This window comes from Anaerocolumna xylanovorans DSM 12503 (assembly GCF_900143645.1).
Taxonomy (GTDB): domain Bacteria; phylum Bacillota; class Clostridia; order Lachnospirales; family Lachnospiraceae; genus Anaerocolumna; species Anaerocolumna xylanovorans.
The window spans coordinates 58,205-75,195 of sequence record NZ_FRFD01000011.1 but is presented as its reverse complement, the minus strand read 5'-3'; the positions used below and the strand labels follow the sequence as shown (position 1 = coordinate 75,195).

The following is a 16,991-nucleotide window of genomic DNA, read 5'->3' as shown; positions in this document are numbered from 1 at the left end:
ACTTTCTATTTAAGCAGTTTTGCAAGTAAACTTGCGATATGCAATGGGAGCTAGTGTGAAATAAAGGACATTTCACACCCCTTATTTAAGCAGTATCGCAGACAAGTCTGCGATATGCAATGGGAGCTATTAGGTTTTAAGGAGGAAGAGGCTTTGGACACAGCAGATGCACCAACGACACAGGAGAAAGAAACAGAAAATTATGAATTTTTTAATGGCTTCGGGGCATTTGCCTGTGAGGGCAGGGAGTATGAAATTCTGTTGGAGGGCAATAACAGACCGCCGGCACCCTGGATTAATGTTGTCTCAAATAAGAGCTTTGGATTCCAGATATCGGAGTCGGGTGCAGGCTTTACCTGGAGTATCAACAGCAGGGAGAATAAGCTCACACCCTGGTCCAACGACCCCGTAAGTGACAGAGCCTCTGAGGCAGTCTATATTCTGGATGAAATAACCGGTGAAGTAATGACACCGATGTCCCTGGGAAGATCTGACAGGGGCATTTACCGGGTAAGGCATGGTTTTGGATACAGCAGATTCCTTCATGAAGAAGCGCTCGTAGACCAGGAGCTAACGGTTTTTACACCCTTGGATGAATCATTGAAGTTATGGAATCTTAATCTGACAAACCATTCGGATAAAGTAAAATATTTGAGCCTGACCTATTATGTGGAATGGGTTTTGGGCACGCAGGGGGAGCATACCAATCCCTATATCCTGACCTCCTACGACAATGAGCATGAGTATTTATCTGCAAAGAACATCTATACCCTGAATTTTGGGAACAGCTATTCCTACCTGTTTTCCAGTGAGATGATAGTCGGTTATACCGGCGACAGGCAGGAGTTTCTGGGGCAGAAGGGCAGCATCCGGGAACCGCGGGGAGCGGAAGTTAAACTATCCTGTAGTACGGGTGTGTGCTATGATCCCTGCGGAGCAATTCAGGTATCTGTGAGGATACAGCCGCAGGAAAGCAAGACTGTATTGTTTGGGCTCGGGCAGAGCAGTGACCTTAACGAGATATATAAGCTTAGAGATAAGTACAGGGATGTTGCTGCTGCCAAAGTGGAGCTTGACAGGGTGAAAACTTACTGGGACAGGTTATTAGGGACAGTTCAGGTGAAGACGAAGGACAGGGCGATGGATATCCTGGTTAACGGATGGCTGCTCTATCAGACGGTATCCTGCCGTATTAATGCAAGGGCTGGCTTTTATCAGTGCGGAGGGGCTTATGGATATCGGGATCAGCTTCAGGATACCCTTTCACTTCTCTTTACAGATTCAAGTATTCTGCGCAATCAAATTTTAATTGCCTGCAGCAGGCAGTTTGAGGAAGGTGATGTCCAGCATTGGTGGCATCCTCCCATGGGTATTGGTGTAAGAACGAGAATAACCGACGATTTACTGTGGCTGCCTTATTGCACCGCCGCTTATATTCGAAGCAGCGGGGATGCTACGATTTTAAAGGAAGAGGTGCCTTATATTAAAGGTCCGGTGTTAAAGGAGGATCAGCATGATGTAATGTTTACCCCGGAAATATCCGAGTGTTCCGAAAGTGTTTATGAGCATTGCAAAAAAACCATAGACCGGACCTGTTTCGGAGAACATGGACTTCCTCTCATGGGGGGAGGCGACTGGAATGACGGTATGAATGAGGTGGGAATGCTGGGGAAGGGAGAGAGTGTTTGGCTGGCCTGGTTCTTATATACCGTATTGGGTGACTTCATTCCTTTATGCTATCAGGAAGGTGATGCAGATTACGGCCGGGAACTGGAGCAGAAACGGGAAGCTCTGCTTCAAAGCATTGAAGAACATGCCTGGGATGGGGAGTGGTACCTTCGGGCCTTTTATGATGACGGCTCGAAACTTGGTTCAAAGGAAAACGATGAGTGCAGAATAGATTCCATCAGCCAGTCCTGGAGTGTGATATCAAAGGGGGCGAAAACGGAACGGGCAAAAATGGCAATGCAGTCGGCATGGCGTTATTTAGTAATGGAGGAGGAAGCCCTTTCCTTACTTTTGGCACCGCCCTTTAATAAGACAACCAAAAACCCTGGTTATATCAAAAATTATATCCCCGGTATCCGGGAAAACGGAGGCCAGTATACCCATGCGGCAGTTTGGCTGGCGATCGCCACATCAATGCTTGGTGACTGTAACATGGCAGGGACCCTGTTCACCATACTTAATCCGATTAACATTACGAGGAACAGGAAGGATGCGTTAAGGTACGAGAAGGAACCTTATGTAATGACAGCGGATATATCCCTTAGCCAGCCCTACACCGGAAGAGGCGGTTGGAGCTGGTATACCGGTTCCGCAGGCTGGATGTATCAGGGGCTGTTAAGCTGGTTTTTGGGCATTCGGAAAGAGGGGAATGAGCTGGTCATTGATCCGGCTACACCGGCAAGTTTCGGCGATTTTTCCATTGAATATAAGTACGGAGGGTCCCTCTATGAAATCAGGGTTGAGAGCAGAAGCAAGGGAGTGCTGACAACGGAAACAATCACTGTGGATGACAGGTTAATTCAGGGGAACAGAGCTTTGTTAGTGGATGATGGAGAAAAGCATCGGATTATAGTATAGCTCTCTGTTTTTGGGATTTATTCACGGACAGTAAACTTGTTAACCCGCCAAAGCTTTCGGGAAATATCTATATCCAAAATAAAAACGGGGCTTTTGCCTTATGGAAGTTTAAGTTCCTTGAAGTAATGCGGCATACTTAATACTTCGAGAGAAATGATTTGTTATTATGAGAAGAAAGGGCAAAGAGATACTGCAGTGAGGCCCATGAGCATAATAAATAACATTGTCCTGCATATAAAAATGGTGTATAGTGTATTTTACACAAGGTTACAGCGGCATATTTTATATGAGAGAAGGTGCAATCTATAATATATTTAAGCAGCTTTTTATTGTCAGGTGAGACAGTGGGTAATCCGAATATTTATCCATATAATGTATTTGCAGATAAAGAAGAAAGATTATTAATCTTTGGACCAATTACGATTTTATACGGCAATAATGCCTCCGGAAAATCTACCCTGCTGAATATTATAGCAAATAAACTGCAAATTGAAGGAAAAGAGTACGCCACCAGCAACAAATATGGAATTACGCCTTATTTCACAAAGTTCGCAAGTGAATGTGGCTATACTTTAGGTGAAGATGAAGACGGCAGGCAGATTGGCAGGCTTCCCGGGAGAAGCAGGTATATTAAAAGCGAAGATATTTTATATGAAATAAAGAAAATTCAGCAGGAACAAATTTTGAATGATGGATATGTATATGAACATATCAGGAGAGGAATGCATAAGGAACAAACAGAGCAATTAAAAAACTCCGATAGGATGAAACAACAAATGGAATATTTAAAATTTGCGCAGGAAAAGTATTCGAATGGAGAAACTACTTTGCAGCTGTTGGATGATTATGTTGAATCGGATGCACTTTATTTGTTGGATGAGCCGGAGGTATCCTTGTCGCCGTCAAACCAGACATTGTTAGCAGAGAAGATAAATAAAATGTCAAGGTTTATGGGATGCCAGTTTATTATTTCCACACATTCACCATTTATGATGGGGACATTAAATGCAAAAATCTATAATCTTGATTCAAAGGAATTAAAAGAAACGAAATGGACAGAACTTGAGAATGTAAGGTATTTCTATGACTTTTTTGAAAGGCATAAGAAAGAATTTGAATAATAAGGGGTTGCTATCTGATACATCATTTAATTTATAACAGTAACAATAATGATGAAACCATTCATTAAGACGGTTGAAATAGTTTAAAGAATATAGTTATAAATAAAAAGCTTCTTCGGCATTTGAAGAAGCTTTTTTAAGCATAGAACATTATACATCATACCATAAGTTGGAATTAAAGTCTAGTAATTTTTTTGATACGCAGTACAATGAAATTACCGGTTAAAAAGGATCCTAACTCAAGGAGGTTATAAATGAATTCAAATGTATCAGCATGGTATGAAAAAAGAGAACATAATATAGGCAGTGGTATGGGCAGGGAAGGTTTGCTCTTTATCATCAGGAATTTGAAGTGGCAGGACTGGACAAATTCCTAGAATTGCATGGCTTTGTAAAATTCCGATGTATTTGTTTATGGAACTTAAAAAGAAAGAATGGGAGAGAAAAATATTATGATAACTTTAAGCAAAATTACATTGGATAATCGGAGGGAATTGTTCCGACTGGAGGTAACAAAGGAACAACAACGTTATGTGGCATCCAATTTATCAAGTGTAGCATCTTGTTATGTTTTGGCAACCAATGGAGGCTGTCCGATGCCTTTTGCTATTTATGCTGACGGACAGATGGTAGGTTTTGTTATGATTGTTTTTGGAAATACCGGATATGATCAGCCTGATATGGCGAAGGATAATTACTGTATATTACGGCTGATGATAGGAGAACAATATCAGAATCGTGGGTATGGACGTGAAGCAATGGTAAAAATCCTGGAGTACATACGTACATTTCCGGCAGGAACAGCAAAGTATTGCTGGATACCATATGAGTCAGATAATGTAGTGGCTAAAAAATTATATGAAAGCTTTGGTTTTTGCGATAACGGTGAAGTTTATAATAATGAGCCAATAACAGTTTTAGAATTGTAAGTAGTACTGTTTTTAATATAGTAAATTTTTGAGAGTAACAGACTGCACGTTGAGACGGTAGTTCTGAATTGATAATAAAGTAATAAGTTTAAAATCAGGAAGCTAAGTTTTTAAGTTGACTAAACGACCTATAGACTTGGCTTCTTTCTTGTACCCCAAAGAGAGGGAAGGGCATTCCTTATGCAGACAATAATATATACAGATATTGGATATTTTTGTTGAAATTGATATTTACATATGATAATATGTTCATATGTATAGGAGGTAATCGAATAGTATGAATAAAAAGAAATTATTCATTTTTCCACATGCCATTGGTGGGGCGTCAAGTTATATTAACCTGGAAAAACAATTGAATCATTTAATTAAAGTCAAGCGCATGGAATATCCTGGACATGGGTCGAGATTTAAAGAGAAGTTGATGTGTTCTATTAAGGATATGGCAGACGATGCTTATGTACAGATTAAGGATAGTTTGGAATCAGGATACTGCCTTTTAGGGTATAGTATGGGAGGACTTGTATGCTACGAATTATATCATAGAATCAAAAAAGACAAGAAAAGGCTTCCGGATGTTATATTCCTGATGGGAGTGGAGGCACCATGCTCGGTTAATCGGATATTCGATTGTGATAATATGAAGATGGAGCAGGCAATTAAAATTTTAAAAGATATGAATGCTACTCCCAATGCCATTCTGGATAATAAAGATATGATGCTTCTTCTATTTGACTTAGTGAAGAATGATTATAAGGCCATAGAATATTATGAACCTACCGACTGTGATATTGGAAAAATCGAAAGTAAGGTGTTATTGATTCATGGAAGCAAGGAGGAAAATCTTGAAAAGAGTCAAATGGAATGGAGCAGGTACACATCTACGGAATGTAACCGGTATATTTTTAATGGGGATCATTTTTTTCTGTTTGGACAGGAAAATAGTATTGCGAAGTTGATTAGTGATGAAATTCTTAATTACGGTAAGGTCTGCGAAGCATTATAATATATTTTTAAAACCAATAAATGAATATATGTACATATATTCATTTATAAAATGATAATAAACGGACCGGAAAATAATGTGTTATGTAAAAATGAACAGACAAAGCAGGGAGGATGGAAAAATGTTTATTAAAGTAAAGAATCTTAAAAAAAGTTATGGTGAAAAAGAGAATCGAATGGTAATTATAAACGATATTAATTTGAATGTCGAAAAGGGACGGATATGTACTATATTGGGACCGTCAGGCTCTGGAAAATCTACTCTTTTAAATCTGATTGGAGGGTTGGAGGAGCCGGATTCAGGGAGTATCGAAATCGACGGAATCGATATTACAGAATTAAACAGTAAGAAGCTTGCGTTATTTCGCCGTAACAAACTTGGGTTTGTGTTTCAGTTTTACAACTTGATTCCTAATCTGACTGTAAGGGAGAATATTGAAGTCTGTGAGTATTTATCTAAGGACTCGCTAAAGGTTGATGAATTAATTGGAACTCTTGGGCTTGAGGATCATCAAAAAAAGTTTCCAAGACAGATTTCAGGTGGGCAGCAGCAGAGAACAGCATTAGCAAGAGCATTATCAAAAAATCCGGCATTGCTATTATGTGACGAACCCACAGGTGCTCTTGATTACAAATCATCAAAGGAACTTCTGGCTCTTTTGGAACAAATTAATAAGAAATATAATACGACAATTCTAATAGTTACACATAACAATGCCATAGCCAATATGTCACATCAGGTTATCAATCTTCGGGATGGGTTGGTATCAGAGAATTATGTCAATGAGAAGCCGGTTCAGGCTGCCGATTTAACCTGGTAGAAAATATCACAGGACAATATTGAAAGGGGTAACGTGTATATGAAATTAAATAGAAGGATATTGCGTGAGATTAGAGACAACTGGACGAAATATACAGGTCTTATGCTGCTGAATATTATCAGTGTTATGGTAATCGTAGGCTATAGCAGTTTTGCGGAAAATGCAATAGGTGCGGTGGATAGTTTTCAGGAGAAAAATAACCTTGAAGACGGAAATATGGTTGTCAATAAAGAAATGGATGAAGTGCTTATCAATAACATAAAGAATCTGGGATTCGATATTGATGCGACTTTTTATATTGATGCGAAAATATCAGAGGGAAAAACCTTAAGGATATTTCAAAATCGGGAAAAGATGGACCTTATAGAAGTAGTTAAGGGAGAAGGGTTTCATCAGGATGATGATATTCTCATTGATGAAAACTTTGCTAAAAGTAATGCCTATGAAATAGGAGATACTCTTGTAATTGATAATAGAAATATGAGTATTGCCGGCTATGGCAGCAGTCCTGATTACATAATGATAGTTAAAAATATTACAGATATCGTTCCTAATCATGAAGCATTTGGAATTGCTTTTGTTTCGGAGGAAGGCTTTAGCAAATTTGCTCCAGATAGAGTTGTTTACAGCTATGCATACAATTTTAGGGATAATTCGTTGTCAGAGGAACAGCAAAAGGTATTGCTTGATAAGATGAAGGAACTTGTTTCTAAAGACAACTATGTAGTTGATTCCTATAAAACAGAAAATAACCCCAGAATTAATTATTGTAAAGAAAAGCTGACAATGAACAATAATATAGTTTTCCTCCTGTGCAGTATATTGATAGTGATTTTGTCATATGTAATTGCAATAAGTGTCATAAGTATTATCAATGAAGACAGTGCCAATATCGGAACGCTGTATGCTATGGGATATTTAAAAAAGGAAATTGTGAGGCATTATATGTATCTGCCATTGGTAATTATGTCTGTTTCCTCAATAATCGGTTGTGCCATAGGAATGTCATTTATTAGGAAAATTGTATCCCGAACACCTATGTCATTTTTTAATTTTCCAATAGTAAAGTCATCCATCTCTGCCAGATTAATAGTGATAGGGATTGCACTTCCGGTAATAATTGTTGTCATTGTAGATGAAATATTGCTTAATAAGAGACTTTCAAGCCCTGTTCTTAGATTGCTTAGAAAAGAAGAAAAAATGATAGGCAGCAACAATATAGACTTAAAGCATTTTAAATTTATGACAAAATTCAAAATCAGGAATGTAATGAGCGGTATGAAAAATTATATTACTTTGTTTATTGCCATATTGTTTGTAGTCATTCTTCTTTTATTTGGTTTAGGAATAAAATATTCTTTGGAGAAATATCCGGCAGATGTGGAAAAATCAATTCCGTATGAATATTCCTATTATCTGAAGGCGCCCTACGAGCTTAAGAATAATGGTGTCGAAAAGGTTGTGGATGTGAACTGCATGTATAACGATGATTATACCATTACGCTTAGGGGAATCGGTAATGATAACCAGTTTTATCCCCTTGAAACTTCTGACGGTAATAAAGATGTGTATATTTCCAGTGCAGTAGCAGAAAAATTCGGCTTGGAAGAGGGAACGGAGATAGAACTGAAAAATAAGAGCAACTATGATGTATATCATCTGAAAATTGCGGGTATTTATGACTATGCCAATGGACTCTATATTTTTATCAATGATAAAGCATTAAACGGGATGCTGGGTAATAATCCGGAGTTTTTCAATGTGCTGCTTTCTGATAAGGAGGTAAACATTCCGAATACGTATTTATATGCTTCTGTCAGCAAGGAAGATGAAGTTGATGCGTCAAGGACGATAGTATCTATGATGAAGTCCATGATCGTCATGCTCATTGGGGCAGCGGTGATAATCAGTATCGTTACCATTTATCTTCTGGTAAAAATCCTGGTGGATAAGGATAAAAATTATATATCACTTGCAAAGGTGTTTGGGTATAACAACAGGGAAATCAGAAAAGCATATCTTAACAGCTCATTCCTTGTTGTAGTGTTAAGTGTTTTCATCTCGATACCTGTCAGTAAGCTGATGATGAATGTGCTCTGGCTTAGAATGACTTCAAGCATACAGGGGTACATCGGATTTTTTATGAAAGACATATCTTATTTGATTATTATTTTGATTATTTTAGCAACGTATTTATTCAGTCATGCGTTGTTAAACATCCATACAAATAAAATTCCAATGAATGAAGTATTAAAACAAAGAGATTAAGGGAGAGGGGTTATAGATGAACAATATCGATAAAATGTACTATCTTACGCCAATGCAGGAAGGAATGCTGTTTCATGTTTTAAAAGGAACATATTGTAATGCGTATTTTGGGCAGGGCATATTTAAGCTTAACGGAACGATAGAGGCGGAAGCTTTCAGAGAAGCACTTAATCTGACTTCCAAAGAGTGCGATGCATTTAGGACTAAAATTGTTTATAAAAAAATGAAAAAAGCAGTTCAGCTGGTCGTAAAGGAAAATACACTGGATTTTGTATTTGCTGATCTTACAAATGAGGAGAATGCAACAGATAGCTTGAAGGAATATATCTTAAGAGACAGGGAAAGGGGAATGGTACTGGAGAAAGATAATCTGGTACGTTTCCAGCTTTTCAAAACAGCAGAGGATACATATGAATTCATTTTCAGCTTTCATCATATCATTATGGATGGCTGGTGTGTGGGGATTTTGGCTGAAGATATTTTCAGAACTTACAATTCATTAATAAGTAAGCAAGCTGTTGAACTAAAGCATAACGCATATTATATGAATTATGTAAAGTGGCTTGAAAATCAGGATAAGATGAAAAGTGACCGATATTGGGAAAAGTATCTGGATGGAATTGAAAATGTTACGGATATCCCGCCTGATTTAGATATTGATAACCAGCAGTATAGCAGAAAAGAATACAGATTTTCTTTGGATAGTGAAATATATCAGGGAATTTTGAAAACGGCCCAAAAGATAGGTATTACAACCAATATTATTGTAAGCACAGTATGGGGGATTTTATTACAAAAATATAACTATACGGATGATGTCGTATTTGGAACCGTTGTATCGGGAAGAAATGCAAAGGTAAAAGACATAGACAAAATGATAGGCTTGTTTATCAATACACTGCCTTTTCGGGTACAGACGAAAGCCGAAGAAAAGTTTTCGGATTTATTAAAGAGGCTGCAGCAAAATTATTTACATTCGAGTGAATTTGAATATGCTTCGTTGAACCGTATCCAGAAAGTTTGCCAGTTGGGAGATAAAACTATTTCCCATTTAATTGCATTTCAAAATTTCCCATTAGGGAATATGCAGAGTATTGAAAGTAAGAATTCAATATCAATTACAGATTGGGAGGTCTACCAACAGACAAATTATGATTTTTGCATGGAAATTATGCAGAAAGAAACTTTGGAATACTACATTGTATATAATGGAAATAAATATAGTGAACATTTTATAAAAAAAATAGAAAAGCAGCTGACCTATCTGTTTCAACAGGTTATCGGCAGGGAAGATATCAGGATAAAAGATATACAAATAACGGATAAAAAGATTACGGATAAAATACTTACTGTCTTTAATGAAGAATTGGACAGCTCGTGCCTGGTAAAATCAATTCCTGATATTTTCAAGGAGCAGGTTTCCTTGTATCCGAATAAAAAAATAGTGTTTCAAAAAACAAAAGCCCTTTCTTATCAGGAGCTTGATGAAAAATCAGAGCGGCTAATGAAAGTGCTGTTATGCAAGGCGGTTAAAAAGGGTGAATTAGTAGGTGTTTTTGCAAATGATTCGATTGAAATGGTTATAGGAATGCTGGGGATATTAAAGGCCGGCGGGGCATATTTGCCCATTGAACCATCTTACCCCACGGGCAGAATCCATGATATGCTGGAAGAAGCAGAAACAAGAATCGTATTAATGACTTCAGATATGCCAAATGTTTTTGAAAGTGGCCTGGAGATTGTATATTTGGATAAGGAAGACAGATGGAAGGCAGAAGAAACTGTATTACAACCCGAGATATGCGGCGATGACCTGGCATATGTCATGTTCACCTCCGGAACTACGAATAAACCGAAAGGAGTAATGATTAAACAGAAAAGTATCATCCGTCTTGTAAAGAATACTAATTATATCCAAATAAATGAAAAAGATAAAATACTAAAAACAGGCTCGATTGTCTTTGATGCGTCTACCTTTGAAATATGGGGAGCACTTTTATGCGGGGCGGAATTATATTTTGTTCCGAAGGAAACTGTTTTGAATCCCAGGGAGCTGAAACATGAATTAGTAGATAAAAAGATAACTATTTTGTGGCTGACGACAGCTTTATTTAATCAATTTGTGGAAAATGATATTACTATGTTTTCCAACTTAAAAAAGCTTCTTACAGGTGGGGATATTGCTTCAGCCACTCATTTCAATAAGGTAAAGGAATGCTATCCGAAGCTGGATTTGATCAATGGCTATGGGCCTACGGAGAATACCACATTTACAGCCTGCTATTCGGCCGGTGAGGCCAAGAAGGGCAATGTTTCAATTGGAAAGCCGGTTACGAATTCAACTGTTTATATTTTGGATGTCTACGGAAACCTTTTGGATTCAGGTATGTTGGGTGAAATATATACGGGAGGGTATGGTGTAGCAGCCGGTTATTTCAAGGATAAAGAACTTACAAAGCAGAAATTTCAGCCTGATCCGTTTATAAAAAACGGTATTATGTATCGGACCGGTGATTTGGCGTACTGGGAGGAAAATGGGAATATCGGTTTTATGGGGCGCCTTGACAAGCAGATAAAAATACGGGGGTTCAGAGTCAGCCTGAGTGAAATCGAGGACTGCATTCTAAATATGAATAAAGAAATAGAAACTGCTGCTGTTGTGGTCCATGATTATGAGAATGGTAATAAAAAGTTGTTTGCATTTATTGTTTCCCGGCAGACGATTGATGTGGAGAAGATGAAGGAAGCAATGTCCGAAATACTTCCCCATTATATGGTTCCATCTTGTATTATACAAATTGAACGTATTCCTGTTACTTTGAATGGAAAAGCGGACAGAAAGAAGCTCATGAGTTATATTCCGGAAGTAACAGCCGGCAATTATGAAAAGCCGCAAAGCAATATGGAGGTTGTGCTGACAGATGTATGGCAGGAAGCACTCACAATCAGAGAAATAGGAATTAACGATAATTTCTTTGATATAGGCGGAGACTCTATAATTGCTATGACATTGACGTCCTATGCTAATAAGAAAAATATCGCAATATCAGTTTCGGATTTATATGCATATCCCACGATAAAAAAGTTAGCTGCATATGTAGAGAATATGGATGCTAATCAAGACAATAAGATAATGGAAATGGACAGAATAAATACCTATGAACCTGATCTTGAAAACCGGTATAAAGAGTTTCCGTTAAATGATATTCAAATGGCGTATCTGATCGGAAGAAATAAGCAATTTGAGCTGGGCGGGTTTTCAACACATTTCTATGCCGAATTTGAAACGGGTATGGATATGAGCAAGTTGAACAAAAGCTTAAATTGTGTCATAAAGCGTCATCCCATGATGAGGGCAATCGTGATGGAATCCGGAAATCAACGGATATTAGAAGACGTACCGGAATATAAAATGGTTATTGAGGATATGACAACTGTCTCGGAGGATTTCAAAAACCGCAGATTAATGTCAGAGCGCAGCAGAATGGAGAAATATGTTTTTCCGTTAGAGCAATGGCCTTTATTTGAGTTGAAAGCATTTAAGCTCGGTGATAATAAATATCAGCTAAGCTTTGGCATTGATATATTAATCATTGACGGAGCCAGCCTGTTTATTCTCATGAAAGAATTGATGAAATATTATAATTCGTCAGAACAGCAGGACGAGGAAATTGAATTTACTTTTCGGGATTATACGTTAGCCCTAAAGGATTTCAAAACAAAAGAAGTATATCAAAAGCATAAAGATTACTGGATGAATAAATTGGAGGATTTCCCCTTTCCACCGGCTCTTAATCTAAAAATTGATACGAATACCCTTGATACAGTAGAGTTTCAGAGAAAGCAGTTTGTTTTGCAGAAACGAAGATGGAATATGGTGAAAGAAGCTGCTAAGAAGCATAACGTTACGGTAGCAGGCTTATTATGTACAATTTATTCAAAAATATTAAGCTTTTGGAGCGGTAACAGCAGACTTGCTATTAATACAACGGTATTTAGCAGATATCCTTTTCATGAAGAGGTCAAAAAGTTAGTGGGTGATTTTACCTGCATTCTGCTGCTGGATATTGACTTAAGCAATAGCAAGGATTTTTGGGATCAGGTAGAAAATGTCCAGAAGGTATTAGCAGAGGCCTTAGAGCACAGACACTATAGCGGGGTTGAATTTACACGTGAGATTGCAAAGTACCGCAATCAGGTATCACAGGCGGTAATGCCTTATGTGTTCACCTGTGCCTTGTATGAGGATGCGGCATCTTTATATAAGGATATGGTTCAGGTGAAATATGCAAGAAGCCAGACGCCGCAGGTATATCTGGACAATCAGATTATTGAAACGGATGGTGAACTGCAGGTTGTATGGGATTATCCGGCTGGAATTTTTGACCAGGATATGATTGATGAGATGTTCCGTGAATATGTTGATATAATTGATAGTATTGCTGATGATACGGTCAGAGAAATCACATTAAGCCAAAAAAATCTGGAGCTGTTAGCCAGATATAACGACACCTATGAAAAGATAGAACCGGCTACCTTGCAGGGTATGTTTAAAAGCAGTGCTGATGAATATCCGGACTTCCCGGCAGTAAGCTGCGGTGATAAGGAATATACCTATAAAGAATTAGAGGAACGCTCCAATAAGATGGCAAATTGTCTAAGCAAAAAAAATGTGGCTGCAGGCGATCATGTCAGCATCATTGTGGAACGCTGTATTGAAACTATTGTAAACCTTCTTGCGGTTCTAAAAATCGGAGCGGCATATGTTCCTATTAACCCCGAGTATCCTGCGGAACGTCAGAAATATATATCAGATGACAGTAATAGTGTACTTTGCCTAAAGAAGGAAAGCTATCAGGAATATGGGGCAGATATGTGTGAAGCTTCATTTACCCATGATACGGATGTCAACAGAGTGGCCTATATAATATATACATCGGGCAGTACAGGAAAGCCGAAAGGAGTTGTAATAGAACATAAGGCGGTTTCAAATACAATCTTTGACATTAACAATAAATTTCAGGTAACAAGTACAGATAAAATAATCGGTCTTTCCTCCATGTGTTTTGACCTTTCTGTGTATGACATTTTTGGAGCATTTAGTACAGGAGCAGAATTAGTTATGGTTAAGGATCAGAGGAATGTGAAAGAAATCTTAAATGTTATGAAAAGCAAGAAAATCACATTCTGGAATTCTGTCCCTTCTATTATGGAAATGTTGCTTAATCATCTGGAGGATGATTTTAAGGATACAAATTTAAAAAATATATTGATGAGTGGAGATTGGATTCCATTAAATATAATAGATAAAATCAGAAAATATTTTATACAAGCTGATATTTGCAGCCTTGGAGGCGCAACGGAAGCATCCATATGGTCCATCTATTATCCCATTCATGAGGTACAGGCTTCGTGGTCAAGTATACCGTATGGGAAACCTCTTGCAAACCAGAAAATTTATGTGCTGAATGATGAGGGGAATGCTTGCCAGATCGGTGTTATAGGAGAAATATATATTGGAGGAACAGGAGTTGCGAAAGAGTATGCCAACGACAAATTAAAGACAGATATGACTTTTATTTGGCACCAGGAATACGGAAGAATCTATAAAACCGGAGATTATGGGCGAATGTGCCCGGAGGGCTGCGTAGAATTTATGGGGCGCAGGGATTCCCAGGTTAAAATCAGAGGTTACAGGGTGGAGTATGGAGAAATTGAGTCTGCATTAAATGAATGTGAAGGGGTTTCTAATTCTATTGCTGATCTGTATCAGGCAGAGAATGGAGGAAAGCAGTTAATTGGTTATGTGGTGTTAGATACAGGGATTGACAAAGCTTACATACCAGATGAAAATGACAGGTTCATTTATGATAATACCCAAAATGCTTCTGAGAAATATCAGGGAGAGGTATCTCTTGGTTCTTTAAAAAAGCTGAATGCTGTCATAGAGCAGATTAGTACGGCTTATATTTTGAATGCACTTATTGAACTAAAGATAAATGAGCTTACTAAAGAGAACCTTTCATTCGAAGAAATTGACGAGAAAGTGCAGATTTTACCTGAATATTATAAATTGTTCCATAGCTGGCTGGACATTGCGGCAGAAGATGCTTATTTAAAATATGAAAATGGCGGGATTCGATTACTTAAAGAAATTACACCATATGATATTAAAAAATTATGGGATGATTTATATGAAATGGAGCCGTCGGAGGATTTGCAGACACCATTGGAGTATTTGAAATTAAGCGGAATGAACCACGTTAATATGATGAGGGGAAAGGTAAATCCACTTACGCTGTTTTTCCCCAAGGGATCATTTAATACAGCTGAAAGTTTGTACAAATTTAGCCCGATTGCAAAATATATGAATTCCATTGTGGTGGAAACGGTAAAGAGCATTGTTACATCGCATAAGGGTGAGAAGAAACTAAGAGTATTGGAAGTCGGTGCGGGAACAGGAGGAACTACAGATGAGATACTCCCTGTTTTTCGACCGGAATGTACAGAATATACTTTTACGGATTTGTCGGACTTTTTCCTGGAGCAGGCTGAAAAGCGTTATGAAAACTATCCTTTTATAAAATATGGCCTGCTTGATATTAATGTGGATGCGCAGATACAGGGTTATGATTTTGCTGCTTATGATTTAATTATTTGCGCCAATGTTATACACGATGCGGAAAATATACAGGATGCTTTGGAAAGGTTAAAAATCTTGCTGGCAGATGACGGAAGGCTGTTAATAGTAGAAGGGACAAGGAATTCAAGGCAGCAGCTGGCAAGTGTAAGATTCATTGAAGGCTTGAGTCAGTTTCAGGATGAACGTATCGAGAATAATCAACCCTTACTAAGTGTGGAAAAGTGGAGAAATCAATTTAATAAAGCTGGTTTTGTCAATTTTGATGCTTTTCCTAAGAAAGAGGAACTGTCCGGGGTTTTCGGGAATCATGTGATGATTGGTAAAAAGCATGTAGAGGGTCCTTCTGTTACAACGGACAAATTGAAAAAATACCTCTGTCAGAGAATACCGGATTACATGGTGCCTGCAAAGTTTATTCAGATAAAGGAAATACCCCTGTCCGGAAATGGTAAGGTCAATAAAAAGAAGCTGATAAAGCCTGTTACGGTAAAAAATAAGAGCAGTGCTTATATAAGGCCAACGACAGACAATCAGGAAAAGCTTGTAAAGGTATGGCAGGAAGTTCTTGGCATGGAGCAGATCGGGATTAAGGATGATTTTTTTGACTTGGGAGGAGATTCCTTAAAGGCAGTTGAAATTGTATCGAAGGCGGAAAATGAAGGAATATCAATATCATTAACGGAGATGTACTCAAATCCCACAATTGAAGAATTGACCAAGAGAATATCAGAAAAAGGTACTTCAAAAAATACAGATAATATCGGAAATATGATGCTGATAAAAGAAGGTACGGATCAGGAGAAAGATATATTCTTCGTACATGCGGGAAGCGGTGAAGTAGGGGTTTATGTAGAATTGTGTAAATACATTGACAGCAGCTACTATTGTTGGGCATTTAATGCTATTAAGTCAGAGAGTATAGCACCGCAAAATGTAACGGTGGAAGAACTTGCGGAAAAATATATTGAAAAGATGCTCAAGGTCAGACCACATGGTCCATACGAAATCGGCGGGTGGTGTGTAGGCGGCACAATAGCATTTGAGATTGCCAGGCAGTTGGAGGCAAGAGGCGAAAAGGTCAGTCATCTCATATTGATTAATTCAAATGCGCCAAGCAGGATACGCAAAGAAAAAGTCATGGCATTTGAGACAGGCAGTGAAATCAGGCTGCTTAAGCAGATGATTTCTTTGCCGGTGAAGCAGCTGTCGGAAATTAGCTCATTGGACGATATTTGGAGCGTAATTACCGAATATGCGAAGAAAGGCAATATGGATATTAATCTTATGAAACAGATGGTGCCTTCCACTATCTTAAGAGTCATTCCGGAGAAGAACTCAGAGGATGCAAGAAGCTTTGTTATGTATCTGAACCGAATCAGAAGCTTTGTAAATGCGAGGGATAGCTTCATTCCGGAAACATCTGTTAAGGCAAGGGGATTATTTATCGGTGCAGAGCAGGAAATGATTGAGGACAGGCTGGAATGGAGCAAATACATAGAGGAAAAAATCCAGTATGAAGAAGTACCCGGAGATCATGTTTCTATTTTTGAGAGTAAAAATGTTGTAGGCTTAGCGGAAAAAATTAATGAGTTCCTAAATTAAGAAAGGACAAAAGATAAGT

Annotated in this window: 8 protein-coding genes; all 8 read left to right on the top strand. The window is 38.1% G+C overall.

Annotated elements, in window-relative coordinates:
* Nucleotides 1–153 precede the first annotated feature (153 nt).
* The 8 genes from BUF11_RS18055 to BUF11_RS18025 all read left to right on the top strand — a co-directional run bounded on the left by BUF11_RS18055 (nucleotide 154) and on the right by BUF11_RS18025 (nucleotide 16,972).
* Nucleotides 154–2,586 carry a GH36-type glycosyl hydrolase domain-containing protein gene (locus BUF11_RS18055; protein ID WP_073590267.1) on the top strand — a complete coding sequence of 811 codons (2,433 nt, stop codon included), beginning with the start codon at nucleotides 154–156 and terminating at the stop codon, nucleotides 2,584–2,586.
* Between the two features lie 329 nt (nucleotides 2,587–2,915).
* Nucleotides 2,916–3,707: an AAA family ATPase gene (locus tag BUF11_RS18050; RefSeq protein ID WP_242952407.1), complete on the top strand. Its 792-nt coding sequence runs from the start codon at nucleotides 2,916–2,918 to the stop codon at nucleotides 3,705–3,707.
* A 254-nt stretch (nucleotides 3,708–3,961) separates the two neighbouring features.
* On the top strand, nucleotides 3,962–4,084 hold the full coding sequence (locus BUF11_RS24960) for a hypothetical protein (RefSeq protein WP_278277155.1): 123 nt from the start codon (nucleotides 3,962–3,964) through the stop codon (nucleotides 4,082–4,084).
* Nucleotides 4,085–4,159: 75 nt separating this feature from the next.
* Nucleotides 4,160–4,636, top strand: coding sequence for a GNAT family N-acetyltransferase (locus tag BUF11_RS18045; protein ID WP_073590266.1), 477 nt, complete (start codon nucleotides 4,160–4,162; stop codon nucleotides 4,634–4,636).
* Between the two features lie 277 nt (nucleotides 4,637–4,913).
* Nucleotides 4,914–5,639 (top strand): thioesterase II family protein, encoded by a 726-nt coding sequence (locus BUF11_RS18040; protein ID WP_073590265.1) that lies wholly within the window; start codon nucleotides 4,914–4,916, stop codon nucleotides 5,637–5,639.
* 121 nt (nucleotides 5,640–5,760) lie between these two features.
* A complete protein-coding gene (locus BUF11_RS18035) occupies nucleotides 5,761–6,459 on the top strand; it encodes an ABC transporter ATP-binding protein (protein ID WP_073590264.1) in 699 nt (232 codons plus the stop codon).
* A 39-nt stretch (nucleotides 6,460–6,498) separates the two neighbouring features.
* The gene (locus BUF11_RS18030) at nucleotides 6,499–8,727 is read left to right on the top strand and encodes an ABC transporter permease (protein WP_073590263.1); all 2,229 of its coding nucleotides are present in this window, start codon (nucleotides 6,499–6,501) and stop codon (nucleotides 8,725–8,727) included.
* Nucleotides 8,728–8,743: 16 nt separating this feature from the next.
* Complete coding sequence (locus tag BUF11_RS18025) at nucleotides 8,744–16,972, top strand: non-ribosomal peptide synthetase (RefSeq protein ID WP_073590262.1); 8,229 nt, start codon at nucleotides 8,744–8,746, stop codon at nucleotides 16,970–16,972.
* Nucleotides 16,973–16,991 lie beyond the last annotated feature (19 nt).

What these genes read in the sequence shown, in the direction of transcription:
- BUF11_RS18035 (WP_073590264.1), top strand. Translation starts at nt 5,761, where the DNA reads ATGTTTATTAAAGTAAAGAATCTTAAAAAAAGTTATGGTGAAAAAGAG.
- BUF11_RS18025 (WP_073590262.1), top strand. Translation starts at nt 8,744, where the DNA reads ATGAACAATATCGATAAAATGTACTATCTTACGCCAATGCAGGAAGGA.
- BUF11_RS18040 (WP_073590265.1), top strand. Translation starts at nt 4,914, where the DNA reads ATGAATAAAAAGAAATTATTCATTTTTCCACATGCCATTGGTGGGGCG.
- BUF11_RS24960 (WP_278277155.1), top strand. Translation starts at nt 3,962, where the DNA reads ATGAATTCAAATGTATCAGCATGGTATGAAAAAAGAGAACATAATATA.
- BUF11_RS18030 (WP_073590263.1), top strand. Translation starts at nt 6,499, where the DNA reads ATGAAATTAAATAGAAGGATATTGCGTGAGATTAGAGACAACTGGACG.
- BUF11_RS18045 (WP_073590266.1), top strand. Translation starts at nt 4,160, where the DNA reads ATGATAACTTTAAGCAAAATTACATTGGATAATCGGAGGGAATTGTTC.